Source organism: Pseudomonas sp. 1L-E-NC-VB-C3 (assembly GCF_057291535.1).
Window position 1 is genome coordinate 207,843 of sequence record NZ_JBXAWD010000010.1, and the last position, 15,052, is coordinate 222,894.

Below are 15,052 nucleotides of genomic sequence, written 5' to 3' on the forward strand. Positions count from 1 at the left end.
GTTTTCCCCCTGTTCCGGACTTAGCCCATGAACAAACCTTTTGTCGTACCGGTTAATCCCGACTCTGCCTGCCAGCCACCTTCGACGAAGGATTTCCTGGTTGATCGCACCTTCCGCGCGCTCGCACGCATCGGTGTGGTACTGATTCTGGCGCTGGTATTTGCACTGGTGTTCGAAGTCGGACGCAAGGCACTTCCCGGTATGGAGAAGCACGGCTTCGATGTGCTTCTGGGCAGTGTGTGGGACGTCAACCAGGGCAAATACGGCATCCTGCCGGCCATCTGGGGCACGCTTTACAGCGCCTTCATCGCGTTGCTGATCGCCGGTGTCTTTGGCGTGAGCATGGCGATTTTCCTGACCCAGGATTTCCTGCCAACCAAGCTCGCTGCGCTGTTTCGCACCATCGTCGAACTGCTCGCGGCCATTCCCAGCGTGGTCTATGGCCTGTGGGGGATCTATGTGGTGATCCCGGCGATTCGGCCGCTGACGACCTGGTTGAACAGCGAACTGGGCTGGATACCCTTTTTCGGCACGTCCCTGAGCGGTCCGGGCCTGCTGCCCGCAGCTCTGGTGCTCGCCATCATGATTCTGCCGACCATTGCCGCCGTTTCGCAGGACGCGCTGACGGCTGTGCCGATGAAAACCAAACAGGCCGCGTACGGCATGGGCACAACCCATTGGGAAGCGATTCTCAAAGTGATGGTGCCTTCGGCTGCCACCGGCATTTTCGGCTCTCTGGTGCTGGGCCTGGGGCGCGCGCTGGGTGAAACGATGGCGCTGGCCATGCTGGTCGGCAATGCCAACAACATTTCCCTCTCGCTGTTTGCACCGGCCAACACGCTTGCCGCTCTGCTGGCGCTGAACTTCCCCGAAGCCGGGCCGAACGAGATCGAGGTGTTGATGTATGCCGCGCTCGTGCTGATGTTGATTACGCTGATCGTGAACATTTTCGGCTCGATGATCATGATGTACGCCCAACGGGGTAACAAGTGATGACTGATCTGACCGCAGCAACAGACCTGACGGCGCCAACCGGTGCGATGCCCAGTTTGCAACGCAGGTTCGAAGGCCGCGCGCTGCGCAGCCTGATCCTGACCACCCTGGTCTGGGCAGGTGCTTTGCTGGCCAGCGTGCCGCTGATTTCCGTGCTCTACATGCTGATCACTCGTGGTGGCGCGCGTCTTAACCTGGAAGTCTTCACCGAACTGCCGCCGACCGGCTTCGAGATGGGCGGCGGTTTCGGCAACGCGATGGCGGGTACCTTTGTGATGGTCGGTATCGCGGCAGCGATCGCGGTGCCGGTCGGGATCATGGCGGCCATTTTTCTGGCTGAACTGGGGCCGGATAGCAAGCTGGGGAACGCCGCGCGTTTTGCCGCCAAGATGCTTACGGGCCTGCCGTCGATCCTGGCGGGGGTGTTTGCCTACGCTTTGGTAGTAATGACGACTGGCACGTATTCGGCACCGGCAGGTGGCGTGGCGCTCGCCGTCCTGATGCTGCCTATCGTGGTGCTGACCGCAGAAGAATCGATGCGGATGGTGCCCAAGATCATGAAAGATGCTGCTTATGGCATGGGCTGCACTCGCTCGCAGGTCATCTGGAAAATCATCTTGCCGACCGGCATGCCGGCGATCCTGACTGGCGTGATGCTCGCCGTGGCGCGTGCCGCAGGCGAGACGGCACCGCTGTTATTTACCGCGCTCTTCAGCAACTACTGGATCTACCACCAGGGCAATCTCGATGTCATGAATCCGACTGCCTCGCTGGCGGTGCTGATCTACAACTTCTCCGGCATGCCTTTCGATAACCAGCTCGAGCTCGCATGGGCGGCCTCGTTGGTGCTGGTGATGATCGTGCTGTTCGTGAACATCATCAGCCGGATTTTCGGCAAGCCCAAGTATTAAGAACGGGAGCATCTGATTTTGAACGTATCCACTGCGCAAATAGCCGCTCCGTTTGTCACCCAGGCGCCTGTAGTCATGGACTGCAAACTGGACAAGATTTTCTACGGCAACTTCATGGCAGTACGTGACAGCCACGTGCCCATCGAGAAAAACAAGATCACCGGATTCATCGGTCCCTCGGGCTGCGGCAAAAGCACCGTGCTGCGCAGTCTCAACCGGATGAACGATCTGGTGAAGGGCTTTCGTTTCGAGGGCCATGTGCATTTCCTCGGGCAGGACGTCTACGGCAAGGGTGTCGACCCGGTGGTCGTGCGCCGCTACATCGGCATGGTGTTTCAACAGCCTAACCCGTTCTCGATGAGCATCTTCGACAACGTCGCGTTTGGTCTTCGCCTCAATCGCTACAAGGGCGATATCGGCGACCGTGTCAAGCATGCGCTGCAAGGCGCCGCGCTGTGGGACGAAGTCAAGGACAAGCTCAAGGTCAGCGGCCTGTCGCTCTCCGGTGGTCAGCAGCAACGCCTGTGTATCGCCCGGGCGATCGCCACTGAACCGGAAGTCCTGCTGCTGGATGAGCCTTGTTCGGCACTGGATCCGATCGCCACCCGACGCGTCGAAGAATTGATGGTCGAGTTGAAGAAGGACTACACCATCGCGCTGGTGACCCACAACATGCAGCAAGCCATCCGTGTCGCTGACACCACAGCGTTTTTCTCGGTGGATATTTCCCAGGGCACGCGCACCGGTTATCTGGTCGAGATGGGCCCGACGGCGCAGATCTTCGACAACCCGCGTGAACAGATGACCGGCGATTACATCAGCGGCAAGTTCAGCTAAGTCACAGCACCGGTCACGGCCGCCTACCTGCACAAGCCAAATGGATTTGGCGGGCACCGGCGGACATTTACCAAGCGTTTCCAAGGAGCTCCAATGCCTGCCACGCATCGCCTTGATTTGCCTGCGATTGAACGCGCACTGCGTAACGTGCAGAGCCGTTTCGCCGAGCTCAGCCGGCACTTCACCGAGCCCCGAGACCCGTTCACTGACGAAGTCCTGAACAATGTGCTTGAAGGTTATGCGTTGGTTGACGAATATGTTGCCCGCGGCATCGACCTGTTCGATCTGCAGCAACTGAACCTGATGCTGGAGATCAATGCCACAGTGCTTTGTGGCCGGGATCCGGCGCGCCGGCTCGAATACGCCCAGCATCTGGCAGCCACCGAGGCGCACTTCTTCAACAATGTTGAGGGCGGCATCAAGGACTTGTACAACTGGTATTGCGCGTATCGCAGTGAATCGGTCTGGAAGCGTGCAGCGGGGGTCTATGTGCGCATTCTGAGCAAGCCGCAGCTGTTTATCGAAGGCAATAACCGCAGTGGCTCGCTCATTGTCAGCTACCTGCTCATGCGCGCAGGACTGCCGCCGTTCGTGCTGACGCTTGAAAACGCCGAGGGCTATTTCAACCCGTCCTCGGTCATCCGCAACTCCGCCAAGCATGGCGTCAAGGCGTTGTACGAATTGCCCAAGATCAAGAAAAAATACGCAGCATTTTTAGAAGAACAGGCGCCCGATCCAATGAAGTTCTTTCTCAAAGACAAGCCCCTGCCTGTCTCCCAAGGTGGCCATTGATGAGCGGGGCTCCAGCATTGGCCAAATGCAGAACCTTCGCCAGCCGGGCAGGGCAAGTCATCCGCTGCGCTCTGCCGCAGCTGTTCAGGCGTCAGCGCATACGAATTTCGTTCGATATCGATGACACGCTCGCTTGCCAATTGCACCATTGCGCAGTCGAGAAAAGCCGACTTCCCGCCTGTATTCATCGTTGGCTGGGTGAGCCGTTGCGCATGGGCACGCGATCGCTGATCCGCGAGCTGCGCCGCCAGGACTGCAGTGTCTGGGTCTACACCTCATCCGGGCGCACGCCGTCCTATATCCGACGTTGGTTGGCGCTGTACGGTATCCGCGTCGACGGCGTGGTCAACAGCGTGCTGCACAACCGTGCCCTGACGGCGCACGGGATGTCGAATGCGCCTTCCAAGTATCCGCCAGCGTTCGATATCGACTTGCATGTCGATGATTCGGAAGGCGTGCAGATTGAAGGCAAGGATCATGGCTTCCGGGTGGTCGTGGTGCATCCCGAGGATGATCGCTGGGCGCAGAAAGTGCTGGATTCGGTGGCCAAGGTCCAGGCGCAGCTCGCCTGGCAGCAAATGCTCAGACCTCAGGCGCCGGTGCAACAGCGTGCGGAGGCTGTCTTTGAGTCGCTTGCCTGAGCGGGTACGCATTGGCTATTCGGGCAGCAGCGCCTCAGGTGTACGAGGCACTGCTGTGAAATGACTCAACAGATGCGCAAACGATGCTGCGCAAAACATATCTCGCAGAAACGACAAAGCCCTGAATAATCAGGGCTTTGTCGTATCAAATATGGCGGAGGCGATGGGATTCGAACTCATGGACCTGTTACAGTCGACGGTTTTCAAGACCGATATGCAAGGCCAATGAAACCGGGGCCTGTAGCAGCTTTTCGTTACGATACGTTTATTTTTTGACACCTCTACAGCCCGCGTTCTACAAGGGGCGGATTTTGAGTTTTGTAACGGTTTTTGGGGCTATTTCGATGGCTTGGCAATGGCTCCAATTCGTCGATAGACGCGCTCGGTAATATCTCCTTTGGTGTGCCCCAAGAGTAGGCTCGCATCGCCGACGTCGAGGATTTCCGACGCCGCTTTCGGCCTGATGTCTCTGAACTGGAAGCCTCCGATTTTCTCAGCCAGCTGAACATCGCCTTTTTCTTCAGCTTCTTTCTTGGCCCTTTCTCTTGCATCGTCCCATCGATCGCGAAGCATCTTCGCGGTCATTCGCTTGCCGCGTGCGCTCACGATCAAATAGCTGCAAATGTGCTGAGCATTGCGCTCGGCCATTTTCCCGATCAACAGGCCCAGACTGTTTGGCTCATCACCATCAGTCATCTGGATACGCAGCTTTTTGTGTGTCTTGTTCTGCTGCACACCCAAGTAATTTCCCTCGACATCGTCCTTCCTCATGACCAGGACATCTGCCGGTCTTTGCCCGGTCAGATAAGCCAAGTCCATCGCGTCCTTCAGTTCTTGAGCTGCCTTCATGTAAACAGCATCCCAAATCACATCATTTGCGTAATAGTCCCTCGGCGTTTCCTTGTTTTTGCGTACGCCCTGGCAGGGATTTTCTTTGGTCGTCAGTCCCCATTCCCGAGCAATGTTGAACACGTGGGAGAGAGTGGCAATCTCGCGATTCGCGCGAACCTTGGCGGTCCGCGCGTCGCGGTACCCGGCGATAGTTGCAGGGGTGATTGAGTCGATAGGAGCGCTGTCGAACATCGGCCGAAGTTGCTTGATCTCGGCCAGATTGTCCTTCTGCGTCCGTGCCGCTTTCTTCGATACGATGTCGCGGATATAGCGGTCGAAGATGCCTTTCATAGTGCGCAGATCAAGCGGCTTTTCCTTCGCCTCCAGCTCCGCCCATTTGACTCTGGCCAAGTCCAGATCCTTGCCCAGCGGGATCGCCTTACCTGTCATATCCAGATAGTAATAGGCGATCCAAACCTTTCCGCTTTTTCGTGTTCGTGTCCACTTGTACATCCGAGGCGGCAAGCTGCGTGTGTCGGCCTTGCGGGGGCGCATATCAGTTCACTCGCGAGTAGTCTGGTGTCCATACCGGTGTAGCCGGCGGTGGGTTCGTATCGGCGATCGTAGGGCTGATCATGCCCAGCTTCATGCGGGCATACATGCGGCCCACCAGCGGGCGCTTGCCGCGGCTTTCGACGAACACCCACTGGCGATCAATCAGCCAGCGGCGCTGGTAGGCACGGGCCTTGTAGCCAGTGAGTTCGGACAGTTCCTCGTCGGAGAGGATTTCGGTTTCCATGAGGTATTGCTCCATGCCGCGCGTGGCGGCAGAAGGTGGTTAATATTGGGTGGTTGTGCTTGGATTACAGTTGATCGATGCGCAACTGATGCGGAGTATTCGGATGTTCAATAAGCATCCCGAGCAAAAGCAAAGCCGGACAGTATTGGGGGCGCTCGGCGCCGCGCTCCTGGCGCTGGGAATATTTCTGGTCGTCATCGATGCTGTTGGTGGGTTTATTTTCGTCGTCGCGGGAAGCGGCCTTGTCATGATGGCGTGGGTGGCAAGTGAGCGAACATTCGAGAGAGTGCTGCGAGCGCTGAACTGGATATGAGTGAGTGATTCCCCGCAGCATGGCTGCACACGGGTAGGTTGTTGAGTTGGGTGATGTGTTACGGGTACTGGCGTTTAATGCGCTCGGCGATACTTTCGAGCTTTTCCGCCATGTACCGAATGTCATTGTTATCGCGGCGGGAGACGACGCCCGATCGCCTAATGTTGCGACCGTCGATGATCCAGGCTGCTAAGAGGATGATTGCTGATTCGAGCCGACGCCTAAGCCAGCCGGTGTGTGGGACAAACTTCATCGCCACGGCCCACTGCAGATCAGGGAGGCCATGTAGAGCGGGGCGAAGATCAAGGCGTCACCTCTGAGGCTTTTGGAATACCCTCGAACTTGTAAATCTTGATGACGCGTTCTTCGACGCCAGAGACCTTGATAAATTTGGCCTCTTCAACAAAAGGGTAGGCGTCGGGCTCGGCATGCTTGGCGCCGCCGCTCATCTCACAAAAGGCGAGAGCACGACCATCGGGCAGGATGAAGGCCTTCACATCGACCTTGTAGTTACGCTCCCAACTGTAGTGGCACCAAGACGGAATTCCGGGTGCATCTACTGCGCTGTAACGCACCTCATTCACCGCATCATCGTGCGAGCTCTCATCGTAAAGCTGATCCAGATCCTCGCCGGGCATGGAAGCCAAATCTTCAAGCGTAACGAGGCCATTGGACGCCTCGCGCGGGCTGTCGTACTTGTAGCCGAAAGCTTCGATTCCGTGATGGATCACCAGCAGCTTTGCCATCTGGCTTGCAGTGAGCGTGTTCAGTGAGTGGTGAATGTTTTCTCAGTCACAATCGGCAACGAACTCAGCGACAGTGCGCGGGCCCATGCCGCCCCAATAGGCGTTCCAGCTGTTGTCCCAGCAGTTGATCGTGATCTTGCCTTGGGCGGTCTGGTAGTTCGGATCAGACTCGGTCGGGCAGTTACGGCGCCCGAAGTCTTCGAGGAAAACGGTGATCGGATCAAGCCGTGATGCGCCGGTGATCACCAGCTTCGTGACAGTCGAGCGCTCAATCTTCAGCGGCTCGGCCGGTTTGTTTTCTGTGCGCATGGGAATACCTCGACAGGATGGCGTTTTGCCTTCGCTAAGGTTAGGGTTGGGCAACGTTTGCTTCGTGCAGACGATGAAAAATTACGATTTTTTTGGAGTTATCTAATGTTCGAAGCTGTAGATGTGACGCGAGAAGTAGTGAACCTGCCTGGTCAACGACTCCTGACTTTCAGAAACAGCATCATTAATCTTGATGATGTCTCTGAGATTTTGAGAGACCCAACAGCGCCAAATTACAAGATCGTGTTCATATTCAAGAACGGAAGGGAACGAGAGTACAGCTACGAGACAAGGGCTGAGCACTCTCTGGCTCTGAATTGGTTGGATCATTCTATTGAAAAGAATTTGCTGCGTCTGGAGCTTACTTCAGACTGTTTTGCAAAGTGGGATCGATATCGAATCGATGAAATTAACCTCCTGTCTAAGCAGCGGACTTAAGCCGCTCCGACTATCAAGGGTCATTGGCTTGGGCCAGCACGCCCATCGGCTGTGGGCTAACGCTGTTGGAACTTGCTGGTTCTTGTTGAAGGGCTTGTGGTCGGCGCCGTAGCTGATGAGGTTCCTAACGCTGACTAAAGCTTACGCTGGGCTCAACTCACAAAAAAGTGGGTAGCGAGAGGACGGTCAATTTTTGAATTCGAAAGATCGGATATTCTCTTGATGTGATGGAATACAATACATAAAAATTAATACTTCGGGATTCTAGAGTACTGATGATGGAAAAGGCGGAAGTGGAATTTGCGCTCCGGTCAAGGGTGCTTTTTATTGATACAAATATATATTTTGCTAATAATTTTCAGTTTTTAACGAAGGACTTCGAAAGCCTCACTCGACTGCTGAACTCCGGGGAAATTACGCTTTTATTCACGACGGTGACAATTGCTGAAATTGAGCGGCATTTAAAGGCGGAGTCGACTAAGGCGGTCAGTGCTGCGCAGTCATTTCAAACGAAAGGAAAAGTTCTTCGTAATTTGCCGTTGTTTTCAAGTTCCATAATGTTTGGTGATATTGACTCGAGAGTAGTTGAGGCCACGCTGCGCGATCAATTTACGAGCTTTATGTCGGCGTCAAATATTGAAATTGTATCGTTGGAACTGGCGTCCGTTGAGGAGGTGTTTAAGAGGTATTTTTCGGTGCTCCCACCATTTTCTGAAAAAAAACCTAATGAGTTTCGAGATGCTTTTGTTTTAGGTGCATTAAAAGCATATGCCGTTCAGAATGACGTGCGGATACATGTGCTGAGCGATGATAAAGATATGCAGGGCTTTTGCGTCGACGATCCTGATCTCTTTTGGTCAGATAAGCTTGGTGAATTTTTAAATGCGGCTGTTCATGTGGAGCGGGGGACGCCCGCAATCTTTGCTGATGCAGCATTTGCTGTTGTTAAGAAGCATGTGTTTTCTCTCGTTGATACATATTTACATGATCAGGACTTCGGGGTACTTCAGGAAAGCGAGTATAACTATAGATATATCTCGTGTGAAATTCAGAATATAGCTGCTGTCAATGTTCGTATTTTATATGCTGACCGAAAATCTGCTAAATTCGCTATTGATTATGAGTTTGAAATTCAATCGGTCTATCTTCGCAGTGAACCTGTGTCAGAAACTTCTGGAGGTCAGCATGTTGAAATTCACAGATGGGAAGAATGTTATAAAAAAATTGCCGAGGTAACTGCTGATCTAAAGTTCTTCGAAGGCGATGTAAGCAGTGTTGTACTTGATGATTGGGATTGCAGGCTACCAAGTGGCGATATTCTGTGGGAGGACGAACGCATTAGCCAAGTCACTACGAAGTCGTAAACCTTTGATGCCCTCATGCATTGAAAGCTGAAATCAGGCGCCTGCCTAGCCAGGAGACGACCTTTACAGCTTTGCTATTTCCGAGGGTTTTGTAGCGAGGAGCGTCAGGACATTTGTCTGCTGGCTTTCCGCACCATGGGATCTGTGTGTAGTTATCGGGAAAGCCTTGGCAGCGTTCCCATTCGATTACGCTGGTTCTGCGGACGCCGTCGGGCTCCAGCACATATGCCTCTCGGTCATCGAGAGAGCCTCCCCCTTGTGCCGTGAGAGTAGGATGAACTGCGAGCTTCTCCGGCCATCCCGGCGGCCGATCCCTGCGAGGGCCTTCGCGCTCAAAAAGTACCTCGGTGGGATCGAATCCGTCTCGAGCACTTGCGACAACGAACACACGGCGGCGTCGTTGGGCCAAGCCGAAATATTGGGCGTCCAGAATCCGCCACGCGATTGTTCTTTTGGGTCCATACACACAACCAGCGTCCGGCCATTTCTTCCCTGAAGGCTGCAGTTCGCAGTCTTCCCCAGCAAGCGCGCCAAGAAAGCATCCGAAGGCGTTCCCTGTGTCGCTGAGGACCCCGGGGACGTTTTCCCAGACGACAACGCAGGCGGGCTTCCGCTGGCCGGCGCGAACAGAGTCAACTGCATCTGCAAGCTCCACGTATTTGATGGTGAGGGCGCCGCGCGGGTCGGTAAGGCCTTCGCGCATCCCGCCCACGCTGAAGGCTTGGCAAGGGGTGCCGCCGACGAGGATGTCCGGCGCGGCGATCTTGCCGGCCAGCACCTGAGCGCCGAGTTTTGTCATGTCGCCGAAGTTAGGCGTGTTGGGGTAATGGTGAGCCAGCACTGCGCTGGGGAAGGGCTCAATCTCGGCGAACCAGGTGGCGCGCATACCGAGCGGCTTCCATGCAAGCGTTGCCGCCTCGATGCCGCTGCAGACGCTTCCGTAACATATGGGCATAGTGGCTCCTCGGCGTTATTATCGCGAAAGTCCTGAAATTAGACGGAAATTTATATGAGTCACACGGAGTGTCCCCTTTGTCAGAATTAAAAGACTGCAGCGAATTTTCAGTATTTAATGTTTATCAGGTTGAGAGGGTTGATGGGAGTTACGTGTATGAGAAATTAAAAGAATTTAGTTTTGATGAGTATGCTGTGTATATTGATGATGAAATGAGGTTGGATTGTTATCATAATTGTGCTCTGTTGTTGAGCAGTATTCAGTCGAATATTCATGCATTTAACTCTGGTGCCATGCGCGCAGTACAGGATTATAGCTTTAGAAAAAGAAGTTCGGATCAGATTCGCACGGAGCTTGATGTTGCCATCTCTGGTCTTTTATTTAATTTCTTAAATTCAGTTCGGGCATTTATCGATCAAACTGAAGCAGCACTTTGTAGAGTGTATGGGGGTAAGGATTCAGTGGAGTTTAAGGCGTGGAAAGCCATAACAGGGAAAGAGTTCGATAGCGGATTGGCCTACGGATTTTTTGATAAGCTGAGGAATTACTGCCAGCATGTAGGTGTTCCCGTTTTTATTCATAGCGCTACACATAACCCGGAAAAAAATACGACTGCTTACAAGCTTGAATTTCATCGAGATGATTTACTTTTGAAATATAGTGGGTGGGGAAAAACGGCGGATAAATTGAGAGTTGCGCCTCAATATTTTTCTGTATTCCAACTTATGTCGGATTGGGCAGGCTCCTTTAATGAGATTTCAAAGTATATTCATAGGTTTTGGTATGAGTATGCGGTTGAGGCTGCCTGTCGTATTCAGAGTTATCGAAAAGAACTTTATGCAACTAAGGAGCTCGTAGTGGGGCGTGGAATAGAGAGGCCTGGAGTGGATGGATGGCAACGTATTCCGCGATTTTTACCAGAGGCAAAAGCGAGAAAGGTGATCATGGCTTATGCCACACCCGTTTACGAATCGTGATTACTCTCGCCGGCTGGTGTGATTCGTAGAAATGGGGTATGTATCTCTGAACTCACACTGGCAGGAGGCCGACATGAGGTTGCAGAGCGATGTAGATGCGCTAGCGGCGATCGAAGAGGACGCTAAAGCGATGCTTAAACGGATAGGGCTGCCGGATGATGATGTGAAGCTGGAGGTGGTCATATTTCTCCGGGAGGTGATCGACCTAGCCAGCTACATTGAGTCGGCGCATCGGCTGTTTGAAGCGCCGAGCATTGTCTGAGCTCAGCCTTGCAGGCAAATTGCCGTCCTTTGTGGTATTTGTGTTCGGCCCGGCATGGAGCCGGATAGAGAGGACGTCTAATGTTTCAAAGAACGGCTGTATATCAGGACTTTCTGCGTGCCTACCCAAATGCGCAGTTTATAGCTCTGAGCTACGTGAACGGGTTAACTGGTGAGGTGGCAATTGGAGAGGTTAATAGAATCGCCTGCGTCGTATTCGCCGGAGTCTACAATTCGAACGGTCAGACAGTCGGTGAAAAGACATTAACTGATGCTGATGTGGCGCCGGCCACTTTACAAGGGCACGATATTGCCTATGCGTTCACCGTTGCTGCGAACTTGGCTGACTCCATAGCTAATTCTGTTAGGACCCCCTAGATCGTTCATTTGTACAATACTTAGCAGAGTGTGCGAACGCCGCCCTCCGTGACCGATGATGGCAATTTGGTTAGGGTTGGGTTATTACGAGTGACCGGCGTGGGGCCGGATCAAGGAGCTAGAAATGCAACGAGGAGCTGCGGTTTACACAAAAGGGAAATTCACCGTTTACGAAAGGGTGATGATTCACCTCGACAATACGAGAGAGGTTGTGGGCTATCAATTGATTGGCCCTGGTGCAGACTCAACTTGGATTTATGATCTTGATTCAGCCATTGCTGCAGCTGATGACCTTAACTCGAAAAGCAAACCAAGCTCGATGCCCGGCCCACGGTAATACAGTTGATGGGCACCGAATGGATTTCACTGGAAATTCTCGGTGCCTGTTTTCGCAAAATCTTCAAGCTGCCTCGACCACTTATCCTTAATGACCATTTCTGGTCGCGACATGTTGGTGAATCGTTCAGAGTCGGTGGCAGGCGCTGCGGCCAGATTGATGATGAACGTCGACACCGTCTCCTGCCATTCCTCGAAGCCGTGACGCTTGCCGAGGATCTGAAGGGCGTCATCGAGCGCTTTCGAAACAATCAGCGATCGCTTCTCGGCGCCAATCCGATCGAACAGCGCCTTCTCCTTGGCGCGCTTGTCCCTTTGCAACTCTGCATTGCTCTTTGCCATGGCCAACCTCTTCAAATTCCGCTGGCCGGCAAGTCCAGCCAGGTCTGTCGGCGGGGTGTCGTCGCCCGGTTACTGATGCGTTTCATGAGTTGAACTTGAGTCCGTTCTCGCTGGCGATCAGCGCAACCCGCTTGACGTGCATTTGCAGTGTCTTGGCCGTCTCGCTGATGGTCTTGCCGGCTTCGGCCAGTTCGCGAACCTTCGGAGCGATCTTATTGCGCTCGACGCGCAGACGGTCGTGGTGCGGTGTGGATGCCCTTTGGATCGCCAGTGACGCCACTGGGGATTTGCTGAGCCTTGCCGCCGGCGCCAAAGAACTGATCCAGCTGCTCGTTCAGGGCCGCGACGATGCAGTCTCGGGGGTTAGGTTGCGGTACGCCGATCACTCCTGACCTCCTGCTGGCCGGTTCGCTTTTGCTTCGAACTGAATCGCCATGTCGAGCGCCGCTTTGTAGGTCCAGCGAAACGCCGCGGTTTTGCCGGTGGACAGATTGACGACATGGAAGGCCTTGCCGATTGTCCTCACCTGGAAGCGCACCTTCTTCTCCGGCATCACCAGGCCTGCGAGTCGCGCAAACGTCTCGCGTGCTGCCTGGGTACGAATCATCAGGACGCGCAAAACATCGACGCGCTGTTGCATCAGTGGGTGCATTTCGACCTGAGCAATTTCTGTTGCGTGCTTCATGGTTGATTACCTGTCGGTTGTCATCCCAAGCAGCCCTCGCGAGAAGGCTGCTCAGTGATGCTTTCCGTTTCTCGCTGCACTTCTACGCCGGAGTCCTCTCTCTGCCCGCTGCCGCTACTGGCGTCACATCGGGTGGCTGTGCAACTTTGCGTGCTCTCATGAAAGAGCCCGGCCAGTTCCAGAGCTGGCATGGGGATCGAAATTTGTGTTTCGCGCTGTTCCCGTTGCCGGGGATCGATCCGCGAAGATTCCAGATTGTGAAAGAGCGGCGCGGCTTTCGCTGCTGGGCCGGTGTTGCGTTGCCTTGGTCTCAAATATAAGAGCACTTATTTTAATCGTCAATAAGCACGCTTATAATTTTTCGTATGCACGATAAAAAGCCCGCTCAACGGCGGGCTCGTTTTAACCTTCGCAATAGCCTCGCCACCCAATCCTTACGGCGCCCCCGTCCAAATGTTCGATGCGTACCCCGTTAGTCTCTCCGATCTCTTGAATCACTTGCTGCCAAGCTTCCGGGCTTTCATCGTCATTGCGAGCGACGGTTACGACCTGAACTTTTTGCACATTCGGCGCTGTGATCAGTCTCTGGATGCGGCGACCTACCATTACGTAGGAATCTAGGGATTGCATTACGGGAGAAGCGGTAGCGGGCATTGATAGCTCCTTGCTTTAAGCTGTATGTGCATACAGTATTGCGGCCGTCATAATTTGGCAAGGGTGGGGAAGGGCACTTTGGGTTCGGAACCGCATATCGGCGGCGGCAAGCACGAGGAATGAAGGTCTCCTCCGATTCATAGCCCATCAAGTGACTTACCTTAGCGACAACCGGGAAATTCAGGCGTTGGCCGCTTCGCGAAAACTCCTTGAGGGCCTCGAAATCCGGATGGAAAGCCAGGGAGTATTACGAGGAGGTTCTGAAGCTAGTGGGCTCGTACAAGAAAGTCGGCGTGATCGATGAGGACAAAAGGCTGTAGGAGGCGACGTTCTTTTATGTATGTCTCGAGGCTAGAGCGTGGGGGAGCAGAGGAGGGTGTCCATGAAATAAAGGTAGGCATGAGTGAGACGCGTGTGCTGAAAAAATCACTAGAGAGTTTTTTTAATCAGCAACGCTTTTCGATTTTAAGTGTTTTTTTATTTGCTCAGCTACCGCGTAAGCCATTAAGGGAGGAACAGCGTTCCCGACCTGCCGAGCCCTAGATTGCTTTGAGCCAAAAAAAACAAAATCTCGAGGAAACGTTTGAAGGCAAGCAGCTTCGCGCAAGCTCAGCGCACGATCTTCTACTGGATGACCGAACCGTCCATTTGAATAACTAATGCATTTAGTGGTTAGTCCAACGGCAGGTTTATTCCAACTGAGTCGACCGTAGACGTCGCTGTGGCCACTATAGCCTTTATGGCAATTTAGGATTAAATTATCAGGCCAATGCTCTCGACCACCTCCCTCAGGTGTTGCTCTGATTCTTTCTAAGTTTAGTTGCGATAGCTGCATGGAAAAATGATCGCGATCGTTGTTATCAGTTTGCCCACTCTGTAGAGGTGGAAGGTCTGAAATCCAATCTGCGACCGTCGAATACTTGCGATTCTCTTTGCCATGAGTTTGGGAAGGAATGACAATTTCACCCTGCAGCGTTGCAAGAAGCACTAATCTGGTCCTTTTTTGAGGAACACCAAACCATTGTGCTTCAACTACTTGTGCATCATATTTGTAACCTAAGCGAATTAGTAGCTCTGTAAAACGTTTGAATGTTTCACTTTTTGCAGCTTTCTTTTGCATGCCAGGAACATTTTCGATAAATACATATTCTGGCCTCCACTCTTCTACAAAACGACCAAACTCATCAAGTAGGTCGATTCGGGTATCTGATGCGCTGGCTTGTCTATTTTGCTTTGAAAATGGTTGGCAGGGAGCGCAACCGCTAAACAAAATAGGATTGCGACGCTTCCCTACTAGGTCGGAGATGCATTTCACATCAACAGTTCTAATGTCGTCCTGTATAAAGTGCGCGTGAGGGAAATTAGTAGTGAATGTCTCCCTCGCGTCAGCATCGATGTCTAACCCCATCTTGATGTTGAACCCAGCCTGGCGAAAGCCAGAGCTGGTTCCGCCACATCCAGAAAAAAAGTCAAATACATCAATGCTCATT

General features: G+C 53.4%; 19 protein-coding genes and 2 pseudogenes. 11 read left to right on the forward strand and 10 right to left on the reverse strand.

Annotated elements, in window-relative coordinates:
- Window positions 1-27 precede the first annotated feature (27 nt).
- The 5 genes from pstC (at window position 28) to AC0Z5Z_RS18000 (ending at window position 4,174) form a co-directional block, all read left to right on the forward strand.
- Window positions 28-993, forward strand: a complete 966-nt coding sequence (pstC, locus tag AC0Z5Z_RS17980; protein ID WP_024012838.1) for a phosphate ABC transporter permease subunit PstC — start codon at window positions 28-30, stop codon at window positions 991-993.
- Window positions 993-1,904, forward strand: coding sequence for a phosphate ABC transporter permease PstA (gene pstA / locus AC0Z5Z_RS17985; RefSeq protein WP_016774590.1), 912 nt, complete (start codon window positions 993-995; stop codon window positions 1,902-1,904). The genes pstC and pstA overlap by 1 nt, the downstream gene beginning before the upstream one ends.
- A 75-nt stretch (window positions 1,905-1,979) precedes the next feature.
- Window positions 1,980-2,741, forward strand: a complete 762-nt coding sequence (pstB, locus tag AC0Z5Z_RS17990) for a phosphate ABC transporter ATP-binding protein PstB (RefSeq protein WP_016774591.1) — start codon at window positions 1,980-1,982, stop codon at window positions 2,739-2,741.
- A gap of 93 nt (window positions 2,742-2,834) precedes the next feature.
- Window positions 2,835-3,533: a hypothetical protein gene (locus AC0Z5Z_RS17995; RefSeq protein WP_150635412.1), complete on the forward strand. Its 699-nt coding sequence runs from the start codon at window positions 2,835-2,837 to the stop codon at window positions 3,531-3,533.
- Window positions 3,533-4,174 carry a hypothetical protein gene (locus AC0Z5Z_RS18000; RefSeq protein ID WP_485611436.1) on the forward strand — a complete coding sequence of 214 codons (642 nt, stop codon included), beginning with the start codon at window positions 3,533-3,535 and terminating at the stop codon, window positions 4,172-4,174. The genes AC0Z5Z_RS17995 and AC0Z5Z_RS18000 overlap by 1 nt, the downstream gene beginning before the upstream one ends.
- 336 nt (window positions 4,175-4,510) lie before the next feature.
- Here AC0Z5Z_RS18000 and AC0Z5Z_RS18005 read toward each other — a convergent pair whose 3' ends face one another.
- Window positions 4,511-5,560, reverse strand: coding sequence for a tyrosine-type recombinase/integrase (locus AC0Z5Z_RS18005; protein WP_485611437.1), 1,050 nt, complete (start codon window positions 5,558-5,560; stop codon window positions 4,511-4,513).
- Between the two features lies 1 nt (window position 5,561).
- The gene (locus tag AC0Z5Z_RS18010; RefSeq protein ID WP_485611438.1) at window positions 5,562-5,804 is read right to left on the reverse strand and encodes a DUF4224 domain-containing protein; all 243 of its coding nucleotides are present in this window, start codon (window positions 5,802-5,804) and stop codon (window positions 5,562-5,564) included.
- Between the two features lie 103 nt (window positions 5,805-5,907).
- Here AC0Z5Z_RS18010 and AC0Z5Z_RS18015 point away from each other — a divergent pair, with 103 nt between their 5' ends.
- Complete coding sequence (locus tag AC0Z5Z_RS18015; RefSeq protein ID WP_485611439.1) at window positions 5,908-6,117, forward strand: hypothetical protein; 210 nt, start codon at window positions 5,908-5,910, stop codon at window positions 6,115-6,117.
- Window positions 6,118-6,419: 302 nt separating this feature from the next.
- Here the strand turns inward: AC0Z5Z_RS18015 and AC0Z5Z_RS18020 are convergent, their stop codons facing one another.
- Together AC0Z5Z_RS18020 and AC0Z5Z_RS18025 are read right to left on the reverse strand one after the other, a co-directional pair.
- Complete coding sequence (locus AC0Z5Z_RS18020; RefSeq protein ID WP_485611440.1) at window positions 6,420-6,863, reverse strand: hypothetical protein; 444 nt, start codon at window positions 6,861-6,863, stop codon at window positions 6,420-6,422.
- A 48-nt stretch (window positions 6,864-6,911) separates the two neighbouring features.
- Window positions 6,912-7,172: pseudogene (locus tag AC0Z5Z_RS18025) on the reverse strand (phiTE_072 family protein); the annotation flags it as partial.
- Window positions 7,173-7,277: 105 nt separating this feature from the next.
- Here AC0Z5Z_RS18025 and AC0Z5Z_RS18030 point away from each other — a divergent pair.
- The gene (locus AC0Z5Z_RS18030; RefSeq protein ID WP_485611441.1) at window positions 7,278-7,610 is read left to right on the forward strand and encodes a hypothetical protein; all 333 of its coding nucleotides are present in this window, start codon (window positions 7,278-7,280) and stop codon (window positions 7,608-7,610) included.
- 278 nt (window positions 7,611-7,888) lie between these two features.
- Entirely contained in the window at window positions 7,889-8,974 is a 1,086-nt protein-coding gene (locus AC0Z5Z_RS18035) for a PIN domain-containing protein (protein WP_485611442.1), read from the forward strand.
- Window positions 8,975-9,275: 301 nt separating this feature from the next.
- Here AC0Z5Z_RS18035 and AC0Z5Z_RS18040 read toward each other — a convergent pair.
- A pseudogene (locus tag AC0Z5Z_RS18040) lies at window positions 9,276-9,929 on the reverse strand (DNA cytosine methyltransferase); the annotation flags it as partial.
- A gap of 77 nt (window positions 9,930-10,006) precedes the next feature.
- Here AC0Z5Z_RS18040 and AC0Z5Z_RS18045 point away from each other — a divergent pair.
- The 3 genes from AC0Z5Z_RS18045 (at window position 10,007) to AC0Z5Z_RS18055 (ending at window position 11,882) form a co-directional block, all read left to right on the forward strand.
- The gene (locus tag AC0Z5Z_RS18045; RefSeq protein WP_485611443.1) at window positions 10,007-10,906 is read left to right on the forward strand and encodes a hypothetical protein; all 900 of its coding nucleotides are present in this window, start codon (window positions 10,007-10,009) and stop codon (window positions 10,904-10,906) included.
- A gap of 73 nt (window positions 10,907-10,979) precedes the next feature.
- A complete protein-coding gene (locus AC0Z5Z_RS18050; RefSeq protein WP_485611444.1) occupies window positions 10,980-11,168 on the forward strand; it encodes a hypothetical protein in 189 nt (62 codons plus the stop codon).
- Window positions 11,169-11,669: 501 nt separating this feature from the next.
- On the forward strand, window positions 11,670-11,882 hold the full coding sequence (locus AC0Z5Z_RS18055) for a hypothetical protein (protein ID WP_485611445.1): 213 nt from the start codon (window positions 11,670-11,672) through the stop codon (window positions 11,880-11,882).
- A gap of 26 nt (window positions 11,883-11,908) precedes the next feature.
- Here AC0Z5Z_RS18055 and AC0Z5Z_RS18060 read toward each other — a convergent pair whose 3' ends face one another.
- The 5 genes from AC0Z5Z_RS18060 to AC0Z5Z_RS18080 form a co-directional block, all read right to left on the reverse strand.
- The gene (locus AC0Z5Z_RS18060; RefSeq protein ID WP_485611446.1) at window positions 11,909-12,223 is read right to left on the reverse strand and encodes a hypothetical protein; all 315 of its coding nucleotides are present in this window, start codon (window positions 12,221-12,223) and stop codon (window positions 11,909-11,911) included.
- An 82-nt stretch (window positions 12,224-12,305) separates the two neighbouring features.
- The gene (locus AC0Z5Z_RS18065; RefSeq protein ID WP_485611447.1) at window positions 12,306-12,536 is read right to left on the reverse strand and encodes a hypothetical protein; all 231 of its coding nucleotides are present in this window, start codon (window positions 12,534-12,536) and stop codon (window positions 12,306-12,308) included.
- A gap of 69 nt (window positions 12,537-12,605) precedes the next feature.
- On the reverse strand, window positions 12,606-12,908 hold the full coding sequence (locus AC0Z5Z_RS18070) for a hypothetical protein (protein ID WP_485611448.1): 303 nt from the start codon (window positions 12,906-12,908) through the stop codon (window positions 12,606-12,608).
- A 402-nt stretch (window positions 12,909-13,310) separates the two neighbouring features.
- Window positions 13,311-13,562, reverse strand: coding sequence for a DUF1654 domain-containing protein (locus AC0Z5Z_RS18075; protein ID WP_485611449.1), 252 nt, complete (start codon window positions 13,560-13,562; stop codon window positions 13,311-13,313).
- 442 nt (window positions 13,563-14,004) lie between these two features.
- Window positions 14,005-15,051, reverse strand: a complete 1,047-nt coding sequence (locus AC0Z5Z_RS18080) for a DNA cytosine methyltransferase (RefSeq protein WP_485611450.1) — start codon at window positions 15,049-15,051, stop codon at window positions 14,005-14,007.
- Window position 15,052 lies beyond the last annotated feature (1 nt).